The following is a 25,568-nucleotide window of genomic DNA, read 5'->3' as shown; positions in this document are numbered from 1 at the left end:
AGGCTGGCGTTCGTCCCGACCAGCCGACCTTAGTGCAACGTCGCCGCCGCAGGCCCACGCGTCAGCGATTTGTATTCCCATGCAGCCACGACGATCAGCACCAGAGCCGCCAGAATGCCCATCGCATAGACCTGCATGAAGGGCGCGAGGAAGGCTGAGAGCAGCAGGATGACGATACCGGCAAGGTGGGAGAGCGGCAGGCGCCCGCTGGTGGCGCCCTTGAACCAGAGATTGCCGATCAGGAAGAGCCCCGATCCGCCGAGAACGGAGGCGGCAATGGCGAGATTGCCCGTCTCATGCGGATGCTCGAACATGAATTCAACCGCCACGGCATGGACGATGATGCCGGCAAGGATCGGAATATGCGCATAGGTGAAGGCCTGCCGCGCCAGGCTCCCCGGCGTATCGGCATGCTCGATCCGGTGGGCCGCCCGCCCATGGCCGAAGCGGAAATAGAGCCACCACATCGCGACCGTGCCGATGAAGCCGATCAGGAAGACCGCGCCGGTCATGGTCGAGAATTCCATCTCCGAGAAGGTGCGGCCGGAAACGAGGATCGCCTCGCCGAGGCAGATAATGACAAAGAGCGCGCAGCGCTCCGCCATATGCGCGCCGGAGACGTCCCACTCTTCCGTCCTGGATTTGCCGAGGCCCGGCACCGCAAAGGCGAGCGCCGGTCCGCAATATTCGATCAGTAGCGCGATTACCCAGCAGATCAGCCGTGCCTCATGCTCCAGCAGCCCACCTGATATCCAGAACACGCCGGCAACGGCAAGATAAGTGGTAATACGCACGAAATTGATCGTCGCCGAGCGGCCGGCGGCCCGCATCGCATAGGTAGTGAAGGCCGAGCGGCCGACCTGCATCAGCACGTAGGCTGAGGCAAACAGCGGGCCCTTCTCACCGAAGGCCTCGGGAATGGAGGCCGAGAGAACGAGGCCGAGCAGCATCAGTACGATCAGCATCGTTCGTACCGGCATGCGTTCAGGGTCCAGCCAGTTCGTCACCCAGGCGGTGAAGATCCACACCCACCAGACGGCAAACATCATCAGCGCCGCCTCGGCGGCACCCAGCAGCGTATAATGGGCAAAGAGCGCGTGCGACAGCTGCGAGATCGAAAAGACGAAAACGAGATCGAAGAAGAGCTCGAGGAATGTGACCCTGCTGCCGGTGTGCCCGTGGGCTCGCAGCCAGCCCTTTTTATGTGTTTCCGTCATGTGCCCCTCGTCTGCCCCTCAGTTTATTGCGATCAGCGCGGCTTTTCCGCCACGTCGCGGCTCATTCCCTTGGCCGCGAGTTCTTCCTCATACGCCGAGAAGAGCTCGAAGCCGCGCTCGCCGAGTTCGCGCAGATACGTCCATGTATAGATGCCGGTATCGTGCATATCGTCGAAACCGATGCGTACGGCATAATTCCCCGTCGGGATGACGGAGACGATGGCGACGTTGCGCTTGCCGGGCACAGTGACCTTCTGCCCCGGCCCGTGTCCCTGCACTTCGGCAGACGGTGACAGCACGCGCAAAAGCTCGGCCGAGAGATCGTAGCTCTGCCCGTCATTGAAACTTACCACCAGCCTCTGGCGGTCTTTCGAGACCCTGATTTCGGTCGGCCAGATATCGCTCATCATGATGTCCTCTTCTGATGCGAGGAGTAGGCGCTGATCTTTTTCAGCGCAAGCTCGAATTCGCGTGGCGCCGCGGCCTGTTTCCCTTGACGCCACAATAGCATATGCCCACATTGGGACGAGTACGGAGACAGTCGTGAACACAAGAGTCGGAACGATAGGCAATGCCGCCCCGCTGGTAGCGGATGCGGCCCCGATGATCGACCCCTTCGGGCGTGCGGTCACCTATTTGCGCGTCTCCGTCACCGACCGGTGCGATTTCCGCTGCACTTATTGCATGTCGGAAAACATGACCTTCCTGCCGAAGAAGGATCTGCTCACGCTGGAAGAGCTCGACCGGCTCTGTTCCGCCTTCATCGCCAAGGGCGTGCGCAAGATCCGCCTGACCGGCGGCGAACCGCTGGTGCGCAAGAACATCATGTATCTCGTGCGCCAGCTCGGCCGCCAGATTGGTTCAGGTCTCGACGAATTGACTGTTACCACCAACGGTTCGCAGCTCGCCCGCCATGCCGAGGAACTCTATGATTGCGGCGTGCGCCGTATCAATGTTTCGCTCGACACGCTCGATCCGGAAAAATTCCGCAAGATCACCCGCTGGGGCGATTTTGCCAAAGTCATGGAAGGCATCGATGCCGCCCAGAGGGCCGGGCTGAAGATCAAGCTCAATGCTGTGGCGCTTAAGGATTTCAACGAGGCGGAAATGCCCGACATGCTGCGTTTCGCGCATGGCCGAGGCATGGATCTGACCGTCATCGAAACGATGCCGATGGGCGAGATCGAAGAGGACCGCACAGACCAATACCTGCCGCTCTCCAAGCTGCGAGCGGATCTCGAACAGCAATTCACTTTCAATGATATCGATTACCAGACCGGCGGCCCTGCCCGTTATGTCCGCGTTGCAGAGACCGGCGGCCGTCTCGGCTTCATCACCCCGCTCACCCATAATTTCTGCGAGAGCTGCAACCGGGTGCGCCTTACCTGCACCGGCACGCTCTACATGTGCCTCGGCCAGAACGACGCCGCCGACCTGCGCGCCGCACTGCGCGGCACCGAAGACAACGGCCTGCTTCACGCCGCGATCGACGAGGCCATCACCCGCAAGCCCAAGGGCCACGATTTCATCATCGACCGCACCCACAACAGGCCGGCCGTAGCACGACATATGAGTGTCACCGGGGGGTGAGTAATAGCAGCGACCTTCCAGGCCTTTGGCACGGCGCTCCCTCTCCGCCCTCATTCTTGTGACAAGCACAGGAATTGTCTCTCAGGTCCGCGCTTAAATGAGGCTTCGGCTTCGAAGACCAGGTCATACTCCGCCGATTTTTCCGCAGTGCTCATAGCTCGTCAATCCGTTGCGCGTCGTTCCAGAGTGTCCAATGGAGATTAGGATTCGGCCAGAGCCTCAACCCATTTTGCCGCAGCTGATCACCGGCACGAAAAAGCCCCGCCGAAGCGGGGCCAAGTCTTCTGATGTCGGATTGTTATCAGTGCCAGGTCTGGTTGTCGTACCAGGTGTCGATGTCGCGGCGGATACGGTCCTTTTCGTAACCGTAGCGCTCTTGCAGCTTGCCTTCGAGCTGTTCGCGGCGGCCGTTGATCTGGTCGAGGTCGTCGTCAGTGAGCCTGCCCCACTGTTCCCTAACCTTGCCCTTCATCTGCTTCCAATTGCCTTCAACACGGTTCCAATCCATCACGGTCATCTCCTTCGTTGGACATGATCGGGAAACGATTGGACTGCCTAATTGTTCAAAAGAAAAACCCGCGATCCCGGAGCTTTCCCGGTCGGAATGATTCAATCTAACCAGGAAAGTCTCTCAAACCGCCGGTTCTCTTGATGTCATCCTTTAAGCCTGCTTACGCAGCCCTGCCCGCCCAGCGTCCATCGGCACGGCCGTAACCATGCGCCTCGCCTTCGTCGCCGGTGCGGAAGCGATTGACCTTGTCGGAGAGCATATCGACGCGCTGGCGCAGGCCCTGGATTTCGGCGTTGTTCTCTTCCACCATCGCCGCATTCTGCTGGGTGATCAGCTCGACGTCATGCACCGCCTTGCTGACCTCGTGGATGCCGGTCGACTGTTCGCCGGTTGCCGCTGAAATCTCGGCGACAAGACGCTGAACGCCACCGACATGGCTGATGATTTCGGCAAGCGCCCGGCCGGTTTCCTCGACGAGCTGCACGCCGCTCTCCACCTGGCCGGAGCTTGCCGAGATCAGTTCCTTGATCTCGCGGGCGGCCTTGGCGCAGCGCTGCGCCAGTTCCCGCACTTCCTGCGCCACGACTGCAAAACCGCGACCCGCCTCGCCTGCACGCGCAGCTTCGACCCCGGCATTCAGCGCCAAAAGATTGGTCTGGAAGGCGATCTCGTCAATCACGCCGATAATGGTGGCGATCTTGTCGGACGAGCGGTTGATTTCGCCCATCGCATCGACAGCTTTGGCAACGACTTCGCCGGAGCGGGTTGCGAAAACCTGCGTTTCGTTGACGGACTGCGCCGTCTGCTTGGCACGGTCGGCGGTGGAGCGCACGACGTCGCTCAAATGCCGCAGCGCCCGCGAGCTTTCCTCAAGGGCGGCCGCCTGCTGTTCGGTGCGGCGGGCAAGATCGTCGGCCGAGGATCCGAGGTTGCCCGTACCGCCCTTGATCTCGACGGTAGCGCCGCGCACGTCGGCCAGCGTCTGGCGCAGCGCCTCGACGGCGTGATTGTAGGTATCGGCCATATCGACGAAATCGGCGGCAAGATCGCGGCGCATGCCGATTTCCAGATTGCCCTCAGCGAGCTGTTGCAGCACGTCGGAGAGTGCGTTCAGCGCCTGCTTCTGCTCAGCCTCGATCCGGGCGCGTTCTGCTTCGCGGCGGCTTGCCTCGTCGGCAGAGAGCGCACGCGCGCTTTCGGCCTCCTTCTCCAATCGCACGTTTTCGACCGCAGCGTCGCGGAAGACGGCGACCGAGCGCACCATGTCGCCGATCTCGTCGCCGCGGTTGCGGCCTTCGATGGCAACGTCGAGATCACCATCGGCAAGCCGCGTCATCACGTCGGAGACGCGCTTCAGCGGGCCGCGCAGCGTCTCGACCAGCATCAGCCCGCCGATAATGGCGAGCAACGTGCCGAGGATCATCGCAAAGACGGAAACATTGGCCGAACGCTCGCTGTCCTCCTTGCCGAGTTCCTGCGCCTGGCCGACGAACTTGCGAAGCGAGGCCATGGCGCCGGAAAGGATTTCCGAAGATTGCTGGCGGGCCGCCTTCCAGTCCGCCGCAGCCTTCAGCATGTCAGCCGAACCAGAGGTCAGCGAAGCCGCAGCCGGGGCAATCTTGTCCGCAAAAGCCTTCATCACCGCATCATTTGCGCCGAGCGCCGAGATCTTTCCGGCGGTTTCGGTCAGAGCTTTGAGGTCGGCAAGAACCACATCCCGGGCGGCGGCATCACGTGCGCTGAGCATCTGGCTCACATGCACCTGCAACCGGTCGGCACCGTCGCGCACCTGGTCGACGGAGGTCAGAAGCTCGCGCTGTTCGGCAATGCTCTTGTCGAGGCTGACGAAGCGAGCGGACGCCGTATCGCTGTTTTTGGCCGATTGCAGCGTCATCTGGCCCTCGGTATTGACGAAGCCGGTGAGCAGCGGCGCCATGCCGGAGGCTTTCTCATCCGGTGTGCCGTTGCCCTTCAAGAGCGCATCGAGCTTGCCGGCTGTTTCGGCGACCTGCGCGATCAGCGGCTGGCCATCCTTGGAGACCATGGTCTTGGCGATATCGAGTTGTTTTAGGATTTCGGCAATATGCTGCTGGGCGGCCTCGATCTGCTCCTCGGGCGTAAAGCCCATCTGGATGTCGACGCGCATCGCGCCCATTATGTCGGTCAGCGACTTGAAGGCTGCGGAATTGTAGAGAAGCGCCTTGGCGAAGACTTCCTTGTCGGTGAAATCCTTGCGCACCAGATCGGTATGGCCGCCGGCTTCATCTGCAGCAGCCGAAATCGCCTGCACCGTTTTGTTAATGGCCGCGACGCTTGCATCTTCGCTCTGGCGCAGACCCCACAGCGTCTCCTGCTGCTTGCGCATGGCGGCGGCAAGGCCGCTGACCTCGGCTAGCTGGCTGCGCTGGTCGTCCGTCTTCAGCAGCCCGTTGAGGCGCAGGACGCCGCTCTCCTGCGCATCGATCGCCTTGCCGAAACCGGCCTTGCTCGCATCCGACGGATCGGAGACGAACTCCTGAAGTGCGGCCTGCAGATTCTCGAAATCGGAGATGTTCTCGATCGTCGCGCGCGTCACCGTCATGTGACCGTTCAGGATGTTGGCCGTGTGGTAGCCGAGGATGCCGACGCCGGCGATCAGCACCACAAGCGGGATGACGAACAGCAGGACCTTGGTGACGATACGACGGCTTTGCAGAAGTCGGTCGATGAAGTGCATGGGAAGCGGCGCCTTGAACTGATGGAACCGTCCACTCCGCAATCATTCCGGATGGTTCGGCGGCATCCTCCATCATGGAGAGTGGCCGCATCTTTCGCCGAATCGGTTGATACAACCTTAATCGGTAACCGGAAGATTTGGGAATTATCCTTATATTTCTAATATTTGCCGCAGCTGCAAAAGGATTTGCTTTACCTGACGGCAGGTTGTGGCGCACTGCAGCGTCGAATTATCCTTGGGTGTGACATTCCTTCGATACCCTTTCCGGCCTTTCCCTTCTAAAAGGGCTTGCAAGGGAAGGGAATCTCCAGCATGCCGCGATCACGCAATACCGAAGGCGCCATCTATATGAGCATGGCGATGGCGGGCTTTTCCGCAAGCGACGCACTCTCCAAATCCGTCATAGCCTACATGAATGCCGGCGAGATCATGTTTCTGCGCGGCCTCTTCACCAGCATTCTCGTGTACCTGATCGCCTGGAAGCTGGGTGCACTGCGGCCCTGGCGCGTCATGCTCAAGTCCGTCATTGCGCTGCGCATCGCCTGCGAGATCATCGCTGCCGTCACTTACATTACCGCCCTTGGCATGATGCCCATCGCCAATGCTTCGGCAATCCTGCAATCCCTGCCGCTGGTCGTGACCTTCGGCGCAGCACTCTTCTTCAAGGAGCCGGTTGGCTGGCGGCGCTGGATGGCGATCCTTGTCGGCCTTGCCGGCGTCATGGTCATCATCCGCCCCGGTCCGGAAGGCTTCACCGCCGCCGCCCTGCTCTGTGTCGCCAGTGTTGCCTCCACCGCCGGGCGCGATCTCGCCACCCGCGGCATCAGCAAGGACATTCCCTCGCTGATGATCACGACGGTGACGGCAGTCTCGGTGGCAATCTTCGGTGCGCTGATGATCCCCTTCCTCGGCGGCTGGGAACCGGTCAGCGTCACCTCGCTCTCGCATCTGCTGCTCGCCTCCGTGCTTGTTCTGGTCGGCTACCAGTCGGTCATCCTCGCCATGCGTACCGGCGAAATCTCCTTCGTGGCGCCCTTCCGCTATACGAGCCTGATCTTCTCCTCCCTGCTCGGCTTCTTCTTCTTTGCCGAAGTGCCTGATTTCTGGACGCTCGTCGGGGCCGCCATCGTTATCGCGTCCGGCCTCTATACGTTCTATCGTGAGGCCAAGCGCCACGTGCCGCCGGTCGCGCAGGAATCGGCGCCCCGTTCACCCGTGTAAGAGTTCGCCCGTGTGATAGTCCGAGGTATCGCCATGACTGATTTCGTGCTCGACCCATCGACCATTCCGGGCGTCATTCTTGCTGGCGGACGCTCGTCGCGCATGGGCCGCGACAAGGCGGGCGTCACGCTCGGCGGCCGCAGCCTGCTCGATCATGTCCTGTCCCGCCTCTCGCCGCAGACGGCTGAGATCGCCATCAATGCCGACGCGGCCGACGAGCACAACCTGCCCATCGTTCCCGACCGCATTCCCGGCAAGGCGGGGCCGATGGCCGGCATTCATGCGGCCATGATCCATGGCACCGGCTTGCGCGCCACCCATGTCGTCACCGTCTCCGTCGATTGCCCCTTCTTTCCGACCGATCTCGTTAGCCGGCTTGCCGGTGCTGTAAGCCACTCCGAACAGATCGCCATCGCCGCCTCGCAAGGCCGCAGCCATCCGGTCTTCGGTCTCTGGCCGACCGCGCTCGCCGGCGATCTGGAACAATGGGTCAGGATCGACGAGAAACGCCGTGTTCGCGACTTCCTCTTGCGTCATGACGTAACGGAAGTGGCCTTCCCGCTGCATCCGACCCGCGCCAGTGTCCTCGATCCCTTCTTCAACATCAACACGCCTGATGATTTAATGGAGGCCGAACGCTGGCTGGAGGCCCTTCGTGCATGAACAAGATCGGTGGATGAAAGAAGGCGGATGACACAGAAAATCTTCGGCATCGCTGGCTGGAAGAATTCCGGCAAGACTGGGCTCGCGGTTCGCCTCGTCGAGGAATTCACCCGCCGCAGCTACCGCATTTCCACTGTCAAACACGCCCACCACGATTTCGACATCGACAAGGTCGGCGCCGACAGCTACCGCCACCGGCAGGCCGGAGCGCATGAGGTGACGATCGTGTCGGGCACGCGCTACGCCATCATGCACGAGCTGCGCGGAGAGCCGGAACCGAGCTTCGAAGAGATATTGGCGCGGCTGGCGCCCTGCGATCTCGTGCTCATCGAGGGCTACAAGCGCGAGCCGATCCCGAAGATCGAGGCCCGGCGACTGGAGGCGGCAAGGCGGGATCCGCTTGCGCCTGACGATCCGCATATCGTGGCGATTGCGGCGGATCATGCGGTGGAGGATGCCGGCAGACTGGCGGTATTCGATCTCGATGATACCGTCGCGATTGCGGATTTCGTGGCGCAAACGGTTGGGCTTGCTCCGCCTTCTCCCCAGCGGGAGTCCTGAGGACGGGTCGAGACCCGCGGCTCGACCCTGGTGATGTCCGATAGGACAGATGAGGGGTTGAGCGACAAAGGAGGGAAGGTCTGAGCGGATAGCGAAGACGGTATCTGTGTTTCTCTGCGGCCCCCTCATCCGACCCTTCGGGCCACCTTCTCCTTGCTGGGAAGAAGGGAAGAAGCCGCGCCGCCGAATCCACAAAATAAAAAAGGCGAGGCCTCGCGGCCCCGCCCCCTTCATGACACTCCGGCACTCACTTACCGGTTCTGCGCCACCGGCCGCACCAGCGGCGTCACACGCCTGATGGTCACGCGCCGGTTCTCCTGGCTCGGTCCATCCGTATTCACCTTCAGATAGCGCTCGCCATAACCCTGCGTCGCAAGGTTTTCCGGCGGAATGCCATAGACATCCGTCAGGACGTTGGCGACCGATTCCGCGCGCTGGTCCGAAAGGATCAGGTTGCTCTGGTCGGAGCCGACGGCATCCGTATGGCCCTCGATCAGGAAGGTCTCGCTCTTGTCCTTGTCGAGCACTTCGTTGATCGCATCGGCCACCTTGCGCAGCGTACGAGCCTGGCTCATCGGAATTTCCGCGCTGCCGGTCGCAAAGGTCACAGTATCCAGGTCGATACGGCGCACCTTGTCGCGGATACGGGCTGAATATTTCACCTCATTCAGCGAATAGACACGCTCGACGGGTTCCACTGGCGGCTCGCTCAGGAACTCGTAATAGTCACGGTCCGGATCGGTGCTGGTATCGATGATATACTCGTTCAGCGGCACGCGCAGGCGCATCGGCGGCAGGTCGGCGCCCGGATCCTCGAAGTAGTCGCGATCCGGATCCTCATAGAGTTCGGGCGAATAATAGAGCACCTCTTCCCGGCCGCGGGCATCGACGCGCGAGCGCTGGATAATGTCGCCGTAGCGGTTGCGGATCGTCACGATGCGATAGCCTTCGGGCCGGATGATCGTTTCGCGGTAGCGGTCGTTCGAAAGTTCCTCATAACTCGGCCGTTCGCCATCCCGCAGGAACCGGCGGTCGTCATCACTGCGGACGATGGTGCGGTCGCCGAACTGGATGATGACGCGGCTGTCGTCCGTACGTTCGCCGTAGCGCACGCCATCCGGCTGGGCGAACTGAGGACGGCGGTCGAGGCGCCGGCCTTCTTCACGCGTAATGGCCTCGATCTGCACCGGCGCACGCTGTTGGGTGGCGCTGAGCGACTGGGCCTCGGCATCCGATGTCGGCAGCTTGAAATCCTGGCTCTCGGCGCGTTGGCGGTCGCGGTCGCGACGGCTCTGCCTGCCCTGGCTGCGATCGGCATCCTTGTCGCTGTCGAGGACGGCAGCCCCGTTTTCGACAGGCAGAACGATCGTCTCATTGCTCTTGGCCGGATCCTGGGCGATCTCCTTGCGGCGCTCCAGTTCCTGCGGTGTAACCTTTTCAGGTGCGGGGATAGCCTGTTCGGCCTGCTGCGGCGCACCGGCTGCCGGCTGTTCACCGGATTGCGGCACGATGGCGGCGGGCTGTTCGGGTTGCGGCTGACCGGCTGCGGGCTGCTCGGCGGCAGGCTTTTCCGCGGGCGCAGTCCCTTCGGCTGCAGCGGGCTTTTCAGCCGTGGCGGGCTTCTCCGTCGGAACGGGCTTCTCGCCTGCCGGCTGTTCGGTCGTTGCGGGCTTCTCTGCCGGCAGGGGCGCCTCGCCGGATGGCGCCGCCTGCTGCTCGGTGGCTGCGGGCCGTTTGCCGCCGGCCGGACGCTTGCCGCCCTGCTGCTCTGCCGGCTGTTCCGTGTTCTGCTCGGCGGGCTGCTCCGTCGTTTCAGGTTTCTGGCGCTGCGGGCGCTGGCGCGGCTTTTCCGCGGGCTGAGTAGCCTCGCCGGCAGCCGGGACCTCAGCCGCGGGCTGCTGAGCCTCGGGCGCTGACTGCTCGGCATTCTGCTTACGGTCGCGTTGGCGCTTCGGCTGCTCTGGTTCCGCTGCCTGGGGCTGTTCGGCTTTAGGCTGCTCGGCCTGCGGCGCAGCCGGCTGCTCGGGCTGTGCCTGACGCTGGCGGCGCGGACGCTGCGGCTCCTCGGTGGCTGGCGCCTGCTGGTCAGGTGCCGCCTGTTCGGGCTGGGCCTCACGCTGGCGGCGTGGCCGAGCGGGCTCTTCAGCGGCCGGTGCCTGGGCTTCCGGAGCGGCCTGAGGTTCGGGTTCGCGCTGACGCTTCGGCTTCTGTTCAGGTTCCGGAGCAGCCTCGGCAGGTGCTTCGCGCCGCTGCGGCTTTTCGGCTGGCGCCTCCTGCTGCTGTTGCTGCTCTTCTGCCTGCTTCCTCTTCTTTTTCAGAAGTTCCTCTTCCGAAGGTGCGTCCTGCGCCACCTGGTAGCTACCTCCGGCGACGGCGCCTGCGGCCCCATGCTGAGTTCCGCTGACCGCGGCGTAGGCGCCTGCCGGAGGCACCATGAAGGCAAGGGAAAGCAGCGGAAAAGCCGCACTGGCAAACAATCTGGATTTCATGCCCATCGGGGGTTTCCTCGTCCTTATTCTGACTTCGACCGGAGCTCACTGCCCCGCAAACACGGCTTTTTGTGCATTGCGCGAAACCACAATCGCCAAAATGCCGATTTGTTCCGGAAGCTAGGAAGATCCGCATTAACCTCGCCTGAACGCGGTATTCCGCCTTGGTTCATACACGCCGCCATGCCGGCTGCTGGTTGCACCGCACAATAGCGGGCGGGATTCCTGTTGCAATTTTGCGAAAAAAGGTTTGATTATCGCGGCAAGACGGTGGTGGCACCGTCTAAGTATCCGGCGGCCGGCGAAGAACAAAAAGACCCGGAGCCACCAACAGAGAGGATCCTCATGCGCATTTCCACCAAGCTCCTTGCTGCAGCCTCGCTCGCAGCAATGTCTCTTTTCGCCGGCGCGGCTCTCGCCGACGGAGAAAAATACGTGATCGGCACGGACTCGACCTACCCGCCGTTCGAATTCGTCGACGCCAGTGGCACCATTCAGGGCTTCGACATCGATATCACCAAGGCGCTCTGCGCTCAGATGAAGGCCGAATGCTCTTTCGTCAGCACCGACTGGGACGGCATCATCCCGGCGCTGAACGCCAAGAAGTTCGACATGATCGTCTCGTCCATGTCGATTACGCCGGAGCGCCTGAAGCTGGTCGACTTCTCCAACAAGTACTACAACACCCCGCCGGCAATTGCCGTGCCGAAGGACTCCAAGATCACCGATGTTGCCGGCCTCAAGGGCAAGGTGATCGGCGCGCAGACCTCCACGACGCATGCCAACTATGCCGAGAAGCACCTCGCCGATACCGAGCTGAAGCTCTACCCCACGGCTGACGAGTACAAGCTCGACGTTTCCAGCGGTCGTGTGGATGCTGTCATCGACGACGTCGTCGTTCTCTCCGAATGGGTCAAGTCGGACGCCGGCTCCTGCTGCAAAATCCTGACGACGCTGCCGGTCGACAAGGAAATCAACGGCAACGGCGCCGGTATCGCCATCCGCAAGGGCGACCCGCTGAAGGAAAAGCTGAACACTGCGATCGCTGCGATCCGCGCCAGCGGCGAGTACAAGAAGATCCAGGACAAGTACTTCGATTTCGACGTTTACGGCGAATGATAAATTCGCTATCTGGCCGATGAAGGAAATGGCGGAAGGCTTGCTCTTCCGCCATTTTTGTTTGACAAAGGTGGCAAGATCAAAACGGCAAAAGCCGTGAGGGGAATTCTGGCATGGGCGGATTATTTTCCGCGCTCGGCTCCTTCTGGAGCTTACTTGTGCACATTTTCGATCCGCTCTGCGGACCGGTTGGCATCTTCACCTGGTTTGGTCAGTCGACGATTCTTGCCTGTGGCGACACCGGATGGGGCGATGAAATAGCGCTGGGCCTGCAGGTCACCGTTTCGGTAGCGGTCGTCACCTTGCCGATCGGCCTCGTCATCGGTTTCCTCGTGGCGCTCGGCCAGCAGTCGGAAGAAAAGTCGCTGCGGCTTGCCGCCGGCGTCTACACCACGATCTTCCGCGGCCTGCCGGAGCTTCTCACGCTCTTCATCATCTATTACGGCATGCAGATCCTCATCCAGTATCTGCTGGATCTCGCCGGCTACAACGGCCCGCCGGTCGAAATCAACGCCTTCCTTGCCGGCGTGATTGCGCTCTCGGTCGTCTTTTCCGCCTATTGCTCTGAAGTGCTGCTCTCGGCCTTCCGCGCCATTCCCAAAGGCCAATATGAGGCGGGAGACTCGCTCGGCCTGCATTGGGGCCGCACACTGCGCCTTATCGTCCTGCCGCAACTCGTGCGCATCGCGCTCCCTGGCCTGATGAATCTCTGGATGGTACTGCTGAAGGACACGTCCTACGTTTCGATCATCAGTCTCGCCGATATCCTGCGCCAGACGAACGTCGCCGTGCGCGTCACCAAGGAACCATTCTTTTTCTACGGCATCGCCTGCTGTCTCTATCTGGTGCTCGCAATCCTCTCCTCCTTCGTCCTCGCGCATATCGATCGTTGGGCCAGGCGTTCGGAGGTCCGCCGATGAGTTATGCCGAGACGCTCATCCCGCCGCAGCCAGCACCCCGCGCGGTGGCAAAGCCGGTAACGGCATCACGGCTGATCGGTTACCTACTCGTCGCCTTTTGGGCGCTCCTGGCCGCGCTGCTGATCTTCACCGTCGTAGCGGGCTGGGATCCGGACAAATTCACCCATTACGGGCCGCGTTACCTCCATGGCCTCTGGATAACGCTGAGCCTCGTCTTCATCTCCGTCATCTGCGGCGCCGTCCTCTCGCTGCCGCTTGCCATGGCGCGCCTTTCGAAATACCGGGCGCTGAATTGGCTTGCCTACGGTTACATCTATTTCTTTCGAGGCACGCCGCTGCTTGCCCAGCTCTTCCTGGTCTATTACGGCCTCGGCGCGTTCCGGCCGCAGATGGAAGCCGTCGGTCTCTGGTGGTTCTTCCGCGATGCCTGGTATTGCGGCCTCTTTGCCATGACCATCAATACCGCGGCCTATCAGGCGGAAATCCTGCGTGGCGCAATCGAAAGCGTGCCGCACGGCCAGCATGAAGCCGCTGCGGCCCTCGGCATCCACAAGGTCATTGCCTTCCGCAAGATCATCCTGCCACAGGCCTTCATCGTGGCGCTGCGACCCTACGGCAACGAAATCATCCTGCTCATCAAAGGCTCGGCGGTCGTCGCCATCATCACCGTCCTCGATCTGATGGGCGAAACGCGCTACGCCTTCTCGCGCACGTTCGATTACCAGACCTACCTTTGGGCGGCGATCTTCTACCTTGCCATGGTAGAGGCGCTGCGCCATCTCTGGAATTGGATCGAGCGCCGCCTCACACGCCATCTGAAGCGCTGAGAGATGTGGCAGCACTCACCTGATGTCGCTGCCAACTGATTGAAATTAAATTGAATAGCTCTTTGCTGCAGTAACTGTAAAGCTTCCGTTAACCACTGCGTGGTCTCATATCATGCAGCGCTAATAAGCGCGGAGTGGGAACGAGAAGAAGCGACACACAATGCACAAGGACATGGAAAAGCAGCTTCAGGGTTACGGGCTGACGACCGCCCAGATCCTCTACCGCATGCCGGATCATCCGGCCTTGCTCCAGACCTATATCTGGCAGGACTACGACCTCGCCCCGGACTTTCCAGAAATGCGCGGGTTCCTGAAGTTTTGGCAGGAAAAACTGGACGGGCCGCTGCATTCGGTGCGTTACATTCACCGCAGGCTCATTTCGGCAACGGAATGGCGCTCCCTTAAGGGCGAATTCATATTGCACTGAAATTGCAGTTGCGATGGTAAGCTGTGGGCTCTAAAACGCCCGCATGAACAAAAAGAAGATCGACGAAGAGGCTCTCGCGGAAGCTTATAACCGCGCTCTCGCGCTTGAAAAAGCCGGTGATATCGACGCGGCCGTCGAGGCCTATCAGGACGTCCTGGCAATCGATCCCGACGACCACGGCGGCGCGGCCGTTCGTATCGCCTCCATGGGCCGCGGCGAGACGCCTGTTCGCGCGCCGGACGCCTATGTCGAAACCCTCTTCGACCAGCACGCCGAAGTCTTCGAGGATGTGCTGGTGGAGCAGCTCGGTTACCACGTACCGATGCTCGTGCGCCAGCGCCTGCAGGATCTGAAGCTCGGTCCCTTCAAGCGCATGCTCGATCTCGGCTGCGGCACGGGACTCACCGGCAGCGCGCTCAATGACCTCTGCGAAGAGATGATCGGTATCGACATTTCGGAAAACATGGTCGTCATCGCCGATGAGAAGGAAGTCTATGAGACGCTCTTCGTCGCCGAGGTCGAGGATTTCCTCGACGACAATGATGAAGAGCCCTTCGATCTGATCACTGCGACCGACGTGCTGCCCTATCTCGGCGCGCTGGAGCCGCTGTTCTTCGGCGCTGCCGAAAACATGAATGCCGGCGGCATCTTCATCTTTTCCTCGGAAACCCTGCCCGAAAAGCTGGCCGACGGCCGCCCCTATATGGTCGGTCCGCACCAGCGCTTCATCCACACCGAGACCTATATCCGCGAGCGGCTGGCTGCTACAGGCTTCGAGCTGATCGAGATCATGGAGATCAACGTGCGCATGCAGGAAGGCCACCCGAGCCCCGGCCATCTGGTGACGGCGCGGTATAACGGCTGAACGCGCCATCTGGCATTTGTCTTTCGTGCTGCTAATTATAGAGCGTCCTTAGCGCGTGCAACCGGCACGCGGCGTTCGTTCAGCACGAAAGGTCATCGCATGGCGCTCGTTCTCTACCAGCATCCGCTTGCTTCCTTCTGCCACAAGGTGCTGATCGCGCTCTACGAGAACGGGACGCCCTTTGAAAACCGCTTCGTCGATCTCGCCGACGAACAGTCGAGCGCCGATCTCCTGCGCTTCTGGCCGGTCGGCAAGATTCCCATCCTGCGTGACGAGACGCGCGACAGCACGGTTCCTGAAACCAGCATCATCGTCGAATATCTTGATAGCCACTATCCAGGCCCGGTGCCGCTCGTGCCCGAGGAAACCAATGCAGCCCTTCAGGTCCGCCTCTGGGATCGCTTCTTCGATCTCTACGTGCAGGTGCCGATGCAGAAGATCGTCATAGACCGGATACGCCCGCAAGGCTCGGCCGATCCGCACGGCGTCAATGAAGCGCGTGGTCTGCTGTCCCTCGCCTATGACATGGTGGAGAAGCAGATCGACGGCAAAGCCTGGATCACCGGCGACGCTTTCACCATGGCCGACTGCGCCGCCGCTCCCGCGCTCTTTTATGCGAGAACGCTGGTGCCCTTTACGGAAAAACGGCCGGGCCTCGAAGCCTATTACAGACGCTTGCTGGAGCGCCCCTCCTTCGCCCGCGCACTGAAAGAGGCGCTGCCCTATTTCAAGTTCTATCCCTATAAGGAAGAGCTGCCCGAAGAGTTTCGGCCGTAGACCTGAGCGGCGGGCGGATTAGGCCTTCAAAAAGGCAAGCCGCTCATCGACACGGCCTGGAGCAATCTCCAGGATTTCAGCGCTCACGATACCTTCGGCAACGAAAGGGTCGTCATTCACACGCATTTCAAGCTCCTCGCGCGCAATGCCGTGGGCAAGAATGGCACCGCCTGCATTCGGCTGAAGACTGCCCACCAGCTGAAATACACCGTCATCGAAACCGCGCTTGATCCAGGCATTATGCCCTTCCACGTGCCGCGGCGCTTTGCTCTTGTCGGCGAATTTGAGCGTGATGATAAACATCTGAATATCCCTCGGATTGTGTGATTATGATGAAAGAAGATCAGGCGGCGCGTGCGCTACCGGCAATTTGCGCCTCCAGCCAGACGTTCATATCCGCGACCTCGCGGCGTATGAAATTTTCGTCGCGAAAGGCCGTCGCAAGCGACGCGACACCCTGGCTTCGCATCAGCACATGCATCGAAAGCGAATCGGCGTCTGCCCCTCTGCCGAGCGCAGCAAACTGGCGCGTCAGCCAGTTGCGAAAGAGCATGAAGAGTTTCGCCGCATCGGCTTGGGCCGCATGATCGAGCTTGGCAAGCTCGTTGCAGAGCGTGCCTACCGGACAGCCATAAGCCATGATCTTGGCGCGGTTCATGATGAGGATATTGAAAAAGCTGCAGATACGATCGGCAGGCGTCCCATCTTCGGTTTCCCAAGCGTCAAGCATGGCCTGCGTATTCGCCATCCGCAGCGCAATGACGGCATCAAGAATCTCGTCCTTGGTTTTGAAATGATAATAGAAATTGCCCCGCGACAGGCCAACGGCGTTTGCGATATGCGCGAATGACGTCGCCTCGAATCCGCACTCGTAAAAAAGCCGATCCGCAGCCTGCACGATCTGCTCGCGGGTATTCTCAGCGCTCATCGTAATCCCCATCAGTTCTAGGTCAATTGTCCCAGGTTCTTTTAGGACAATTGACCTACGGAAATCAAGCGACTTGTGGAGAAGACGACGGCTGCCTAATGCCCGCCATCGCTGCCGAGGATTGCCGACAGCAGCCTGCCTTCCAGTTCCGCCAGAGCCGGATTGCCGTGACGGCGCGGATGCGGATAGGGAATGGCGAGATCGAGCGCGATGCGGCCCTCCTCCAGCACGATCACCCGGTCGGCGAGATGCACGGCCTCGCTGACATCATGGGTGACGAGCACGGTGGTGCAGCCGAGTTCGCGCCAAACGCGGTTCAGCAATTGCTGCATGCTGATGCGGGTCAAGGCATCGAGCGCGCCGAGCGGCTCGTCGAGCGCAAGAATGCCGGGTTTGCTGACGAGGGCGCGGGCGAGCGCCACACGCTGCCGCTGGCCGCCGGAGAGGCGCGCCGGCCATTCGCCGGTCTTTTCGGCGAGTTGCACTTCGCCGAGAACAGCCTTCGCCTCCTCCAGCGCGCGTTTTTTGTCGATGCCTTCGCCGAGACCGACCGCGACATTGTCGGCGACGTTGAGCCAGGGCAGAAGGCGCGGCTCCTGAAACACTATGCGGGCATTGGGCTCTGTCTCGCTGCCATCGGCACCTTCGAAACGCAGTTCGCCCGCCGTCGGCTCGTCGAGACCCATGAGGATGCGCAAAAGCGTGCTCTTGCCGCAGCCGCTTTTGCCGATGACGGCGACGAACTGGCCGGCAGGAATATGCAAGTTGATGCCGCGCAGCACCCGATTGACGCCGAAGCTCTTTTCGAGGCCGGAAAGGGTAATGGCCGCGGCGCCCTCGCCGGCTGTGGTCGGCCGATGCTCAATGTACTCAGCCGCTTCGACAGGGTGGAAACGCTCATGCGTGATGACGGTCATGATATCTGTCCTATTTCGTGTAGACCGGGTTCCACTTGAGCGTCTGGCGCTCCAGCGCGCGGGCGATGACATCGGCGAGCTTGCCGAGCACCGCGTAGATGACGAGCGACAACACCACCACATCGGTCATCATGAATTCGCGTGCATTGTTGGCCATATGGCCGATGCCCGAGGAAGCGGCGATCGATTCCGAGACGATCAGTGTCAGCCACATGATTCCGAGCGCATAACGCAGGCCGACGAAGATCGATGGCAGCGCGCCGGGGAAAATCACCTTTCGGAACAAGGTCCAGCCGCTCATACCGTAGACCTTGCCCATCTCGATCAAGTCGCGGTCGACATTGCGCACGCCGTGATAGGTGTTGAGATAGATAGGAAAGAGCACGCCGAGCGAAGTCAGGAACAGCTTCGATTCCTCGCCGATCCCGAACCAAAGAATGACGAGCGGGATCATCGCCAGGTGCGGGATGGTGCGCAGCATCTGCAATGTCGTATCCGTCAACTGTTCCGAAAGCTTCGAGACGCCGTTGGCAATACCGAGCAGGAATCCGATCGAACCGCCCACGAGAAGTCCGGCAAAGGCGCGCGCTGCACTGACCAACACATCCTCGGGCAATTGCCCGGAAACCGTCGTCGTCCAGAAGGCCGTGGCGACATCGGCCGGAGATGGCATGATGCGCGAGGAAATCCAGCCAGCGGAGCAGCCGAGCTGCCAGAGCGCGATGATCGCAACCGGCGCCAGATAGGGCAGCAGCTCGTCGCGTCCGGGCAGCGGCAGGCGGAAACCCGCCCTGCCCTTACCGGCCTCTGCGGCAACCCGCGCAAACGGCGTATCGAAAGTCGACATGTATATCTTCCTCGCGCTTTGCTTTAGGCCAATGCCGGCGGGAGATATGCGCTTCCCGCCCGGAATTGCGTTGGGAAACCGGTCCCGATCAGGAGCCGGAAACGACCTTCAGGTTGCCGCCGTGGCTGCCGCCGGCGAAGACCTTCCTGCGGCCGAACTCGTTGTTGAAGCTGAGGCGCTGCTCGTCCCTCTCGATACCGAGTTCTGGGAAAAGCAGTTCGGCAACGCGATAGGCTTCTTCCAAATGCGGATAGCCGGAGCCGATGACCGTATCGATACCGACTTCTTGATATTCGCGAAGGCGCGCGGCTACCGTCTTCGGCGAGCCGACGAGCGCGGTGCCCGCACCGGCGCGCACCAGGCCGATACCGGCCCAGAGGTTCGGCGAGACTTCGAGCTTGTCGCGGCGGCCGCCGTGAAGAGCTGCCATACGCTTCTGGCCGACAGAGTCGGATTCCTTGACGAAGCGCTCCTGCGCCTCGGCGATCGTCTCGTCATCGAGATGGCGGATGAGGCGGTCAGCCGCTTCCCATGCTTCTTCGTCCGTCTCGCGGACGATGAAGTGCAGGCGGATGCCGAAGGAGACGTCACGGCCCTTGCCGGCGGCGGCGGCACGCACCTTCTGCACCTTTTCGGCAACCTGTACCGGCGGCTCGCCCCAGGTCAGATACTTGTCGACACGGCCGACGGCGAAATCGATGCCGGCATCAGACGAGCCGCCGAAATAGAGCGGCGGGCGCGGCGTCTGCACCGAGGGGAAGCCGAGGCGGGCATCGGTCGCCTTGATATACTTGCCGTCGTAGCTCGCGACACCCTTTTCGAGCAGCTCTTCGAAGACATGGAAGAACTCGTCGGCATGAGCATAACGCTCGTCATGCTCCAGATGGATGCCGTCGCCGGCAAGCTCGGCAGGACTGCCGCCGACCACGATATTGAGAAGCAGGCGGCCGTTGGAAATGCGGTCGAGCGTTGTGGCAAGGCGGGCGTAATAGGCCGGAGACGCCGTGCCGGGGCGGATTGCCACCAGGAACTGCAGCTTCTCGGTTTTGGCGGCGAGAGCCGAAGCCATCACGAAGGATTCTTCGCAGGCAACGCCGGTGGGCAGCAATACCCCAGAATAACCGAGACGGTCGACCGCCTGGGCGATCTGCGTCAGATAGCCGATCTCAGGCGCGCGGTTGAGATCTGTGGAGCCGAGATAGGTGCCGTCACCGGATGTCGGGATGAACCAGAGGAAATTGATCGGGTCGGATGAAGCGGTCATGAGCGCGTTCCTTTCTTATAACTGTCTGAAATCGGCGGGATGGCCCGATTGGCTCGCCCGGCGGCTCTCAGCTCGCCCGGCGGCTGTTAGCTCGCCCGGCGGCTGTTAGCTCGCCCGGCGGCTGTTAGCTCGCCCGGCGGCTGTTAGCTCGCCTTCGGGTGCCAAACGATATCGCCGACCTTGAGCTGCTTCGGCACGATCTTGAGCTTGTAGAAATCGTCGGCGAGCGCCTGCTGGTAGGTGAGCGCGGCATCCGGAACCAGCGAAACCTTGCCGAGGTCGGCCTGGCTGCGGGTGAGCGTGACGCGGGTGATATCGGCGGGGACGCCGGTGATCTGGGCGAGCGCTTTCACGGTGTCGTCGAGGTTGGTCTGCGCGGCCGCGCCGACTTTGGCGAGCTCATCGATCACATCGACGATCACTTCCGGATTAGCGTTGGTAAAGGTGCCGTTGCCGAGGAAATAGCCCCAATTGTCGAGCAGGCCTTCCGAGGTCGTCAGCACCCGCGTCTGCGGGTCGGCTTCGGTCACCGCGAAGAACGGATCCCAGATCGCCCAGGCATCGATGCTGCCGCTTTTGAAAGCGGCACCCGCATCCGCCGGCGGCAGATCGACTTCGGTAATATCCGATAGAGAAAGCCCTGCCTTGGCGAGAACCTTGAGCGCGAAATTGTGGGCGCTGGAACCACGCTTGTAGGCGACTTTCTTGCCCTTGATATCTTCCAGCTTCTCGATCGGCGAATCCTTTTGCACCAGCAGGCCGTGGAAAGCGGCCGGGCCGCGATAGGCGCCGACATAAAGAAGATCGCCACCGGCGGCCTGCGCAAAGAGCGGCGGCACATCGCCGGATACGCCGAAATCGAGTGCGCCGGCGCCGACCGCTTCGAGCAACGGCGGGCCGGAAGTGAATTCGTTCCACTCGACGGAAACCCCTTTGGCCTCAAGCCGCTTTTCCAGCGCGCCCGAGGCCTTGGCAAGCGGCAGCACGCCGAATTTCTGCCAGCCTATGCGAAGTGTCGTGGCCGCAGCCTTTGCAGAGCGAACCTGCGGCAGGATGGCGGTGGCGGCCGCAGCACCGAAAAGGCCGAGCGTCTGTCTGCGTGTGAACATGAAATCTCTTCTCCGTTCGGGTGGTTTTCGGCCGTTCCCTATTGCAACCGATGTCGCGAACCCGCGCGCCTGATCATGCGGAGATACTGACATAGACTACTAATTAGATCGACAATATCAATTTGCTATTCTAACGTAATCTGGAGAATAATTTTGCCCGGTTCCGCGGCATGAGGACGTTCCCATGCCGCAGTTCGTATCACCCTTCCCCAGTGTCCACCCTAAGCTGCGGGATTAGCTCGCCTTTGGATGCCAGACGATATCGCCGGTGGTCAGCTTCTTCGGCACGATACCGAGATTGTAGAACTCGTCGGCCAGCGCCTGCTGATAGGCGGCGGCCGCGTCCGTCACAGTTGTCACGCTGCCAAGATCGGCGCCGGGACGCTGCAGCGTCACCCGCGTCACGTCGGCGGGAACGCCTGTTATTGCCGAGAGCTCCTTGACCGTCGCGTCGAGATTGTCCTGCGCCGCGCGGCCGACCTTGCCGAGTTCATCCAGCACATTGACGATGACGGTACTGTTGGCGTCGGTAAAATCCTTGTTGGCGAGGAAGAAACTGTAGGAGTCGACGATGCCTTCCGCCGTCGTCAGGACGCGCGTATCGGGATCGGCTTCCGCGATGGCCAGATAGGGATCCCAGATCGACCAGGCATCGATGCTGCCATTCTTGAAAGCCGCCGCCGCATCCGGCGGCGCGAGATCGACCTGCTGCACATCGTCAGGCTTCAGCCCCGCCTTGCGCAGGGCTTTGACCGTTACGTTATGGGCGCTGGAGCCGCGCTTGAAGACAACCTTCTTGCCCTTCAGATCATCGAGCGTCTTGATCGGCGAATCCTTGCGCACCAGAATGGCGGAGCCCGCCGGGCTGCCCCTGTAGACGCCGACATAATAGAGCGCACGCCCTGCTGCCTGCGCAAAGAGTGGCGGCACATCGCCAGTCGCGCCAAAATCGAGCGCACCGGCGCCAAGCGCCTCCAGCAGCGGCGGGCCTGAGGTGAATTCCGACCAGTTCACCGTGATCCCCTGATCAGCAAGCCGCTTTTCCAAGGCGCCGCGGCTCTTGGCGAGCGCGAGCACGCCGTTCTTCTGCCAGCCGATGCGGAACTCCGTTGATGCGGCTCGTGCCGGCCGGACCGATGGCAGAATGGCGGTGGCGGCCGCGGCACCGAAAAGCCCGAGCGTCTGTCGACGTGTGATCATCTTTATCCCCTTTTCTGGCAGGCTGGCGCTCCTGCTGCGCCCGCCGGTTCGTTTTGATAGAGTGATCATGATTTAGTCTATAAATTAGATCGACAACTAAATTTATCATATTCGCGATATCTGAAACTTTCCCGACCCCGTTTTTCGGGCGCGGAGAAATTTTGTTCCAGGAGCGGTCGCTTCTCCTTTGTCAGTGGCTTTCCGTCATCAGCCGTTTCCGCTAATCCTCGGAGCCTGTTTGCAAGCGTTTATGGAGGACAGCATATGGCGAAAGTCGCTTTCATCGGTCTCGGCGTCATGGGTTTCCCGATGGCGGGACATCTGAAGACAAAAGGCGGCCACGATGTCACCGTCTATAACCGCACGGCTGAGAAGGCCGCCGCCTGGGTGGAAGAATTTTCCGGCAAATCCGCCCCTACCCCGGCGGAAGCCGCCGAGGGCTGCGATTTCGTCTTCGTCTGCGTCGGCAATGACGATGATCTCCGCCAGGTGACCTCAGGTGAGAACGGCGTGCTCAAGAGCATGAAGCCTGGCTCTGTGCTGATCGACAACACCACGGCCAGCGCCGAAGTCGCCCGCGAGCTCTATGAAGCGGCCAAGGCAAAGGGCGTCGACTTCATCGATGCCCCCGTCTCCGGCGGCCAGGCGGGCGCTGAAAACGGCGTGCTGACCGTCATGTGCGGCGGCGATGAGGCCGCCTTCGAAAAGGCGAGGCCCGTCATCGACGCCTATGCCCGCATGGTCGGCCTGATGGGTCCGGCAGGGTCCGGCCAGCTCACCAAGATGATGAACCAGATCTGCATTGCAGGCATCGTCCAAGGGCTTGCCGAAGCCGTGCATTTCGGCAAGCGCGCCGGTCTCGACATCGAAAAGGTGGTCGATGTCATCTCCAAGGGTGCCGCCGGATCCTGGCAGATGGAAAACCGCCACAAGACCATGAACCAGGGCAAATATGATTTCGGCTTTGCCGTCGACTGGATGCGCAAGGATCTAGGCATCGTGCTGGCGGAAGCCCGCAGCAACGGCGCCAAGCTGCCGCTGACAGCCCTCGTCGATCAGTTCTACGGCGATGTCCAGGCGCTCGGTGGCAACAGGTGGGATACGTCCTCCCTGCTCGCGCGCCTCGAAAAATGAAAAAGCACTGTCAATGATCTCCCCATCTTCGAGTGCAGCAGAACTGATGGCGCATCTTCAGACGCTGCGCTCCGAAGACAATATCGCTGGCATGGCGCGTTTCGGCATCGTTACCGAGACCGCCATCGGTATTTCCAATCCTGATCTGCAGAGAATCGCCCGGCTCGCAAAGAAGGATCACATCAGAGCGAAGGCGCTCTGGGCAAGCGGCATCCGCGAAGCGCGATTGCTGGCGCTCTACACGTTCGATCCGAAAAGCCTGACGGAAGCCGACGCCCGAACACTTGCCGACGGCTTCAACTCCTGGGAAATCGTTGACTGTGCCGCCGACCTCTTTATCGAGGCTGATCTCGACGCGCTGATCCCGGACTTTGCCGCCGATATCAGAGAGTTCGTCAGGCGGACCGCCTTCGCCATGATCGCCGGTGCGGCGGTTCACCGGAAGAAGGACCCAGATGAAAGCCTGCTTGCCTACCTGCCGCTGATCGAAATTCATTCCACCGATAACAGAAACTTCGTCCGCAAGGCCGTCAATTGGGCGCTCCGCAACATCGGCAAGCGCAGCCACGCCTGCCATCAGCCTGCTCTCGCCCTTGCCGAACGCCTCGCCTCAAGCACCGACAAGACGGCTCGCTGGATCGGCAAGGATGCGGTCAGGGAACTGACGAGCGAAAAGCTGCTGGCGCGACTCGGCTAACGAAAGCCTCACTGTGCCGCGATCGCGGCCCCCGCCGCGACGATTTGATTCTGCCTGGACTTCTCGACGAGGAAATCGATCAGCGCCCGCACCGCCGGCGGCATACCTTTGGCGGTCGTGAAGACCAGGTAGAACTGGCTCTCGACCGTCTGCCACTCCGGCAGCACACGAACCAACCGGCCGGACTGGATATCTTGCGCGCAGGCATGCTCCAGGATGAGCCCATACCCCACACCAGCGCGTGCAGCATCGAGGATAGCCGTCATGCTGCGGCAGGTGAGTCGCGGCTGATGCCGCACGACCTTCTTCTCGCCATCAGGACCGACCAACTCCCAGGTATGGAAGGACATCCATGTGGTCATGGCGAGTGTCGGCGCATTGCCGAGGTCATCGACGCTGCCGAGTTCGCCCATGCGCTCGACGAGCGAGGGGCTGGCGACGAGGATGCGACGCGCCCGGTCGAGCTTGCGCATCGTCAGGCTCGTCTGTGTTTCCGGCCCGCTCGCCGCGCGGACTTCGACATCGATGCGCTCGTTGATGAGGTCGGTGCGCCGGTCGGAGCCGATGATCTGCAGCTTGATCTTGGGGTAGCGTTCCAGGAACTCGGGCAACACAGCCCCGAGCGAAATATCGATGAGGCCGAGCGGGCAGCCCATGCGCACGATGCCTTGCGGATCGGACTGGGCCTCCGTAACGATCGATTTGGCGCGATCGGTCTCTCTCAGAATTGTCTGGCACTGCTCATAGAAGGCCTGACCGATCTCCGTCACCCGGAAGTGACGTGTGGAACGCTCGATCAGCCGCGTCCCCAGGCAATCTTCCAGACGGCTGACGCGTCTGCTCAGCTTGGATCGGGGGATTTTTAAGGTTCGGCTGGCGGAAGCAAAGCCGCCGCTGGAGACGACGGCTGCAAAATAGAAGTAGTCGTTAAGATCGTCCATTTCGCAAATCTATCCGAGAGCAGTGATGAATGCCAGCCTCTGAAAATGCTCACAGCGCCTCACCTCTCACGTTGCAGTCCCATTAGAGCGCCGTGCGTCCATCCGGATGCACGGAGGACACTGTAACTCTTTGGATCTGCGCATCAGGCTTTCCGAGAATCGACTCCGGTTTTTTGGACCGGTGCTGTCGCGGCATCAATCCGAAGGAGAAAACCATCAGCGGCGCGGTTTGAAGGATGAAGCCGCGCAACGAAAAAAGCGCATGTCGCGCATAAATTGAAACGATCGCTCAGAGCCAGCGAGTCCGCTGATACTCGCTAAATATGGTGTCGGGGAAAATTCAGAAAAAAGCTGCTGACAAGGTGAAGCCGGCAAGCGTGGCGGCGCTCCGGGTTTCATATCGGCTTTCAACTGCAAAGGACTGGCCCAGCAGGGAAAACCGGACCAGTCCCTCGTTACTGATCGGAGGTCATTCTGATCAGAAACTCGTGGGTTGGGAGACCCCCAGCACGAGGCCGGGGGTTCCGTCGTTCAAATTAGAACGAGCGCTGCAGACGGAAGTAACCGGTGGTTACGTCGTCGCCATCTTCCGGATCCAGGTACTGGACGGAAGCCTTGGCGTAGAAGT

General features: G+C 61.2%; 25 protein-coding genes. 12 read left to right on the top strand and 13 right to left on the bottom strand.

The window, feature by feature from the left end; genetic code table 11:
* Positions 1-29: 29 nt before the first annotated feature.
* Both FHT92_RS25465 and FHT92_RS25460 read right to left on the bottom strand, forming a co-directional pair.
* Positions 30-1,217 (bottom strand): low temperature requirement protein A, encoded by a 1,188-nt coding sequence (locus tag FHT92_RS25465; protein ID WP_183830598.1) that lies wholly within the window; start codon positions 1,215-1,217, stop codon positions 30-32.
* Between the two features lie 32 nt (positions 1,218-1,249).
* Positions 1,250-1,624: a gamma-butyrobetaine hydroxylase-like domain-containing protein gene (locus FHT92_RS25460; RefSeq protein WP_183830596.1), complete on the bottom strand. Its 375-nt coding sequence runs from the start codon at positions 1,622-1,624 to the stop codon at positions 1,250-1,252.
* A gap of 136 nt (positions 1,625-1,760) precedes the next feature.
* On the opposite strand from FHT92_RS25460, the gene moaA reads away from it, so the two are divergent.
* A complete protein-coding gene (gene moaA / locus FHT92_RS25455) occupies positions 1,761-2,807 on the top strand; it encodes a GTP 3',8-cyclase MoaA (RefSeq protein ID WP_183830594.1) in 1,047 nt (348 codons plus the stop codon).
* 301 nt (positions 2,808-3,108) lie between these two features.
* On the opposite strand, the gene FHT92_RS25450 is transcribed toward moaA, so the two are convergent.
* Together FHT92_RS25450 and FHT92_RS25445 are read right to left on the bottom strand one after the other, a co-directional pair.
* On the bottom strand, positions 3,109-3,315 hold the full coding sequence (locus FHT92_RS25450; protein ID WP_183747558.1) for a CsbD family protein: 207 nt from the start codon (positions 3,313-3,315) through the stop codon (positions 3,109-3,111).
* A 163-nt stretch (positions 3,316-3,478) separates the two neighbouring features.
* Entirely contained in the window at positions 3,479-6,034 is a 2,556-nt protein-coding gene (locus tag FHT92_RS25445; protein ID WP_183830592.1) for a methyl-accepting chemotaxis protein, read from the bottom strand.
* Between the two features lie 312 nt (positions 6,035-6,346).
* Here FHT92_RS25445 and FHT92_RS25440 point away from each other — a divergent pair, with 312 nt between their 5' ends.
* Genes FHT92_RS25440 through mobB form a run of 3 tightly spaced genes read left to right on the top strand, consistent with a single transcriptional unit; the run spans position 6,347 to position 8,479 of the window.
* Entirely contained in the window at positions 6,347-7,255 is a 909-nt protein-coding gene (locus tag FHT92_RS25440; RefSeq protein ID WP_183830590.1) for a DMT family transporter, read from the top strand.
* 33 nt (positions 7,256-7,288) lie between these two features.
* Positions 7,289-7,918 carry a molybdenum cofactor guanylyltransferase MobA gene (gene mobA, locus FHT92_RS25435; protein WP_183830587.1) on the top strand — a complete coding sequence of 210 codons (630 nt, stop codon included), beginning with the start codon at positions 7,289-7,291 and terminating at the stop codon, positions 7,916-7,918.
* Positions 7,919-7,945: 27 nt separating this feature from the next.
* Positions 7,946-8,479, top strand: coding sequence for a molybdopterin-guanine dinucleotide biosynthesis protein B (gene mobB / locus FHT92_RS25430; RefSeq protein WP_183830585.1), 534 nt, complete (start codon positions 7,946-7,948; stop codon positions 8,477-8,479).
* Between the two features lie 251 nt (positions 8,480-8,730).
* Here the strand turns inward: mobB and FHT92_RS25425 are convergent, their stop codons facing one another.
* Positions 8,731-10,974, bottom strand: coding sequence for an OmpA family protein (locus FHT92_RS25425; RefSeq protein ID WP_183830582.1), 2,244 nt, complete (start codon positions 10,972-10,974; stop codon positions 8,731-8,733).
* Positions 10,975-11,313: 339 nt separating this feature from the next.
* Between FHT92_RS25425 and FHT92_RS25420 the strand changes: the two genes are divergently transcribed.
* From FHT92_RS25420 to FHT92_RS25395, 6 genes are all read left to right on the top strand, one after another.
* Positions 11,314-12,087, top strand: a complete 774-nt coding sequence (locus FHT92_RS25420; RefSeq protein WP_183746551.1) for a transporter substrate-binding domain-containing protein — start codon at positions 11,314-11,316, stop codon at positions 12,085-12,087.
* A 113-nt stretch (positions 12,088-12,200) separates the two neighbouring features.
* A complete protein-coding gene (locus FHT92_RS25415; RefSeq protein ID WP_183746549.1) occupies positions 12,201-13,007 on the top strand; it encodes an ABC transporter permease in 807 nt (268 codons plus the stop codon).
* On the top strand, positions 13,004-13,834 hold the full coding sequence (locus FHT92_RS25410) for an ABC transporter permease (RefSeq protein WP_183830580.1): 831 nt from the start codon (positions 13,004-13,006) through the stop codon (positions 13,832-13,834). The genes FHT92_RS25415 and FHT92_RS25410 overlap by 4 nt, the downstream gene beginning before the upstream one ends.
* A gap of 160 nt (positions 13,835-13,994) precedes the next feature.
* Positions 13,995-14,261 carry an usg protein gene (locus FHT92_RS25405; protein ID WP_183830578.1) on the top strand — a complete coding sequence of 89 codons (267 nt, stop codon included), beginning with the start codon at positions 13,995-13,997 and terminating at the stop codon, positions 14,259-14,261.
* Positions 14,262-14,304: 43 nt separating this feature from the next.
* Positions 14,305-15,126 (top strand): class I SAM-dependent DNA methyltransferase, encoded by an 822-nt coding sequence (locus FHT92_RS25400; RefSeq protein WP_183746543.1) that lies wholly within the window; start codon positions 14,305-14,307, stop codon positions 15,124-15,126.
* A gap of 99 nt (positions 15,127-15,225) precedes the next feature.
* On the top strand, positions 15,226-15,903 hold the full coding sequence (locus tag FHT92_RS25395) for a glutathione S-transferase family protein (RefSeq protein WP_183830576.1): 678 nt from the start codon (positions 15,226-15,228) through the stop codon (positions 15,901-15,903).
* Positions 15,904-15,921: 18 nt separating this feature from the next.
* Here FHT92_RS25395 and FHT92_RS25390 read toward each other — a convergent pair whose 3' ends face one another.
* The 7 genes from FHT92_RS25390 to FHT92_RS25360 form a co-directional block, all read right to left on the bottom strand.
* On the bottom strand, positions 15,922-16,206 hold the full coding sequence (locus tag FHT92_RS25390; protein WP_183746538.1) for a YciI family protein: 285 nt from the start codon (positions 16,204-16,206) through the stop codon (positions 15,922-15,924).
* Positions 16,207-16,246: 40 nt separating this feature from the next.
* Positions 16,247-16,831, bottom strand: a complete 585-nt coding sequence (locus FHT92_RS25385) for a TetR/AcrR family transcriptional regulator (RefSeq protein ID WP_183830574.1) — start codon at positions 16,829-16,831, stop codon at positions 16,247-16,249.
* A 95-nt stretch (positions 16,832-16,926) separates the two neighbouring features.
* Positions 16,927-17,748 carry an ABC transporter ATP-binding protein gene (locus FHT92_RS25380; protein ID WP_183746534.1) on the bottom strand — a complete coding sequence of 274 codons (822 nt, stop codon included), beginning with the start codon at positions 17,746-17,748 and terminating at the stop codon, positions 16,927-16,929.
* A 10-nt stretch (positions 17,749-17,758) separates the two neighbouring features.
* Positions 17,759-18,595, bottom strand: coding sequence for an aliphatic sulfonate ABC transporter permease SsuC (gene ssuC, locus FHT92_RS25375; protein WP_183830571.1), 837 nt, complete (start codon positions 18,593-18,595; stop codon positions 17,759-17,761).
* A gap of 88 nt (positions 18,596-18,683) precedes the next feature.
* Positions 18,684-19,859, bottom strand: coding sequence for an FMNH2-dependent alkanesulfonate monooxygenase (gene ssuD, locus FHT92_RS25370; RefSeq protein ID WP_183746530.1), 1,176 nt, complete (start codon positions 19,857-19,859; stop codon positions 18,684-18,686).
* 143 nt (positions 19,860-20,002) lie between these two features.
* Positions 20,003-20,968 carry an aliphatic sulfonate ABC transporter substrate-binding protein gene (locus tag FHT92_RS25365; RefSeq protein WP_183830569.1) on the bottom strand — a complete coding sequence of 322 codons (966 nt, stop codon included), beginning with the start codon at positions 20,966-20,968 and terminating at the stop codon, positions 20,003-20,005.
* Between the two features lie 234 nt (positions 20,969-21,202).
* Positions 21,203-22,168 carry an aliphatic sulfonate ABC transporter substrate-binding protein gene (locus tag FHT92_RS25360; RefSeq protein ID WP_183830566.1) on the bottom strand — a complete coding sequence of 322 codons (966 nt, stop codon included), beginning with the start codon at positions 22,166-22,168 and terminating at the stop codon, positions 21,203-21,205.
* A gap of 264 nt (positions 22,169-22,432) precedes the next feature.
* Between FHT92_RS25360 and FHT92_RS25355 the strand changes: the two genes are divergently transcribed.
* On the top strand, positions 22,433-23,302 hold the full coding sequence (locus tag FHT92_RS25355) for an NAD(P)-dependent oxidoreductase (RefSeq protein ID WP_183830563.1): 870 nt from the start codon (positions 22,433-22,435) through the stop codon (positions 23,300-23,302).
* Positions 23,303-23,315: 13 nt separating this feature from the next.
* The gene (locus tag FHT92_RS25350; RefSeq protein ID WP_183830561.1) at positions 23,316-23,999 is read left to right on the top strand and encodes a DNA alkylation repair protein; all 684 of its coding nucleotides are present in this window, start codon (positions 23,316-23,318) and stop codon (positions 23,997-23,999) included.
* An 8-nt stretch (positions 24,000-24,007) separates the two neighbouring features.
* Here the strand turns inward: FHT92_RS25350 and FHT92_RS25345 are convergent, their stop codons facing one another.
* Positions 24,008-24,940 carry a LysR substrate-binding domain-containing protein gene (locus FHT92_RS25345; RefSeq protein WP_183830557.1) on the bottom strand — a complete coding sequence of 311 codons (933 nt, stop codon included), beginning with the start codon at positions 24,938-24,940 and terminating at the stop codon, positions 24,008-24,010.
* Between the last annotated feature and the right edge of the window lie 628 nt (positions 24,941-25,568).

Origin of the sequence: Rhizobium sp. BK377 (assembly GCF_014193935.1) — a bacterium.
GTDB lineage: Bacteria > Pseudomonadota > Alphaproteobacteria > Rhizobiales > Rhizobiaceae > Rhizobium.
Note: the sequence above shows the minus strand (reverse complement) of the source record. Positions and strands in the feature narration are given on the sequence as shown.

Coding starts and splice junctions, on each gene's coding strand:
- FHT92_RS25465 (WP_183830598.1), bottom strand. CDS start 1,217: ATGACGGAAACACATAAAAAGGGCTGGCTGCGAGCCCACGGGCACACC.
- FHT92_RS25460 (WP_183830596.1), bottom strand. CDS start 1,624: ATGAGCGATATCTGGCCGACCGAAATCAGGGTCTCGAAAGACCGCCAG.
- FHT92_RS25450 (WP_183747558.1), bottom strand. CDS start 3,315: ATGGATTGGAACCGTGTTGAAGGCAATTGGAAGCAGATGAAGGGCAAG.
- FHT92_RS25445 (WP_183830592.1), bottom strand. CDS start 6,034: ATGCACTTCATCGACCGACTTCTGCAAAGCCGTCGTATCGTCACCAAG.
- FHT92_RS25440 (WP_183830590.1), top strand. CDS start 6,347: ATGCCGCGATCACGCAATACCGAAGGCGCCATCTATATGAGCATGGCG.
- mobA (WP_183830587.1), top strand. CDS start 7,289: ATGACTGATTTCGTGCTCGACCCATCGACCATTCCGGGCGTCATTCTT.
- mobB (WP_183830585.1), top strand. CDS start 7,946: ATGACACAGAAAATCTTCGGCATCGCTGGCTGGAAGAATTCCGGCAAG.
- FHT92_RS25425 (WP_183830582.1), bottom strand. CDS start 10,974: ATGGGCATGAAATCCAGATTGTTTGCCAGTGCGGCTTTTCCGCTGCTT.
- FHT92_RS25420 (WP_183746551.1), top strand. CDS start 11,314: ATGCGCATTTCCACCAAGCTCCTTGCTGCAGCCTCGCTCGCAGCAATG.
- FHT92_RS25415 (WP_183746549.1), top strand. CDS start 12,201: ATGGGCGGATTATTTTCCGCGCTCGGCTCCTTCTGGAGCTTACTTGTG.
- FHT92_RS25410 (WP_183830580.1), top strand. CDS start 13,004: ATGAGTTATGCCGAGACGCTCATCCCGCCGCAGCCAGCACCCCGCGCG.
- FHT92_RS25405 (WP_183830578.1), top strand. CDS start 13,995: ATGCACAAGGACATGGAAAAGCAGCTTCAGGGTTACGGGCTGACGACC.
- FHT92_RS25400 (WP_183746543.1), top strand. CDS start 14,305: ATGAACAAAAAGAAGATCGACGAAGAGGCTCTCGCGGAAGCTTATAAC.
- FHT92_RS25395 (WP_183830576.1), top strand. CDS start 15,226: ATGGCGCTCGTTCTCTACCAGCATCCGCTTGCTTCCTTCTGCCACAAG.
- FHT92_RS25390 (WP_183746538.1), bottom strand. CDS start 16,206: ATGTTTATCATCACGCTCAAATTCGCCGACAAGAGCAAAGCGCCGCGG.
- FHT92_RS25385 (WP_183830574.1), bottom strand. CDS start 16,831: ATGAGCGCTGAGAATACCCGCGAGCAGATCGTGCAGGCTGCGGATCGG.
- FHT92_RS25380 (WP_183746534.1), bottom strand. CDS start 17,748: ATGACCGTCATCACGCATGAGCGTTTCCACCCTGTCGAAGCGGCTGAG.
- ssuC (WP_183830571.1), bottom strand. CDS start 18,595: ATGTCGACTTTCGATACGCCGTTTGCGCGGGTTGCCGCAGAGGCCGGT.
- ssuD (WP_183746530.1), bottom strand. CDS start 19,859: ATGACCGCTTCATCCGACCCGATCAATTTCCTCTGGTTCATCCCGACA.
- FHT92_RS25365 (WP_183830569.1), bottom strand. CDS start 20,968: ATGTTCACACGCAGACAGACGCTCGGCCTTTTCGGTGCTGCGGCCGCC.
- FHT92_RS25360 (WP_183830566.1), bottom strand. CDS start 22,168: ATGATCACACGTCGACAGACGCTCGGGCTTTTCGGTGCCGCGGCCGCC.
- FHT92_RS25355 (WP_183830563.1), top strand. CDS start 22,433: ATGGCGAAAGTCGCTTTCATCGGTCTCGGCGTCATGGGTTTCCCGATG.
- FHT92_RS25350 (WP_183830561.1), top strand. CDS start 23,316: ATGATCTCCCCATCTTCGAGTGCAGCAGAACTGATGGCGCATCTTCAG.
- FHT92_RS25345 (WP_183830557.1), bottom strand. CDS start 24,940: ATGGACGATCTTAACGACTACTTCTATTTTGCAGCCGTCGTCTCCAGC.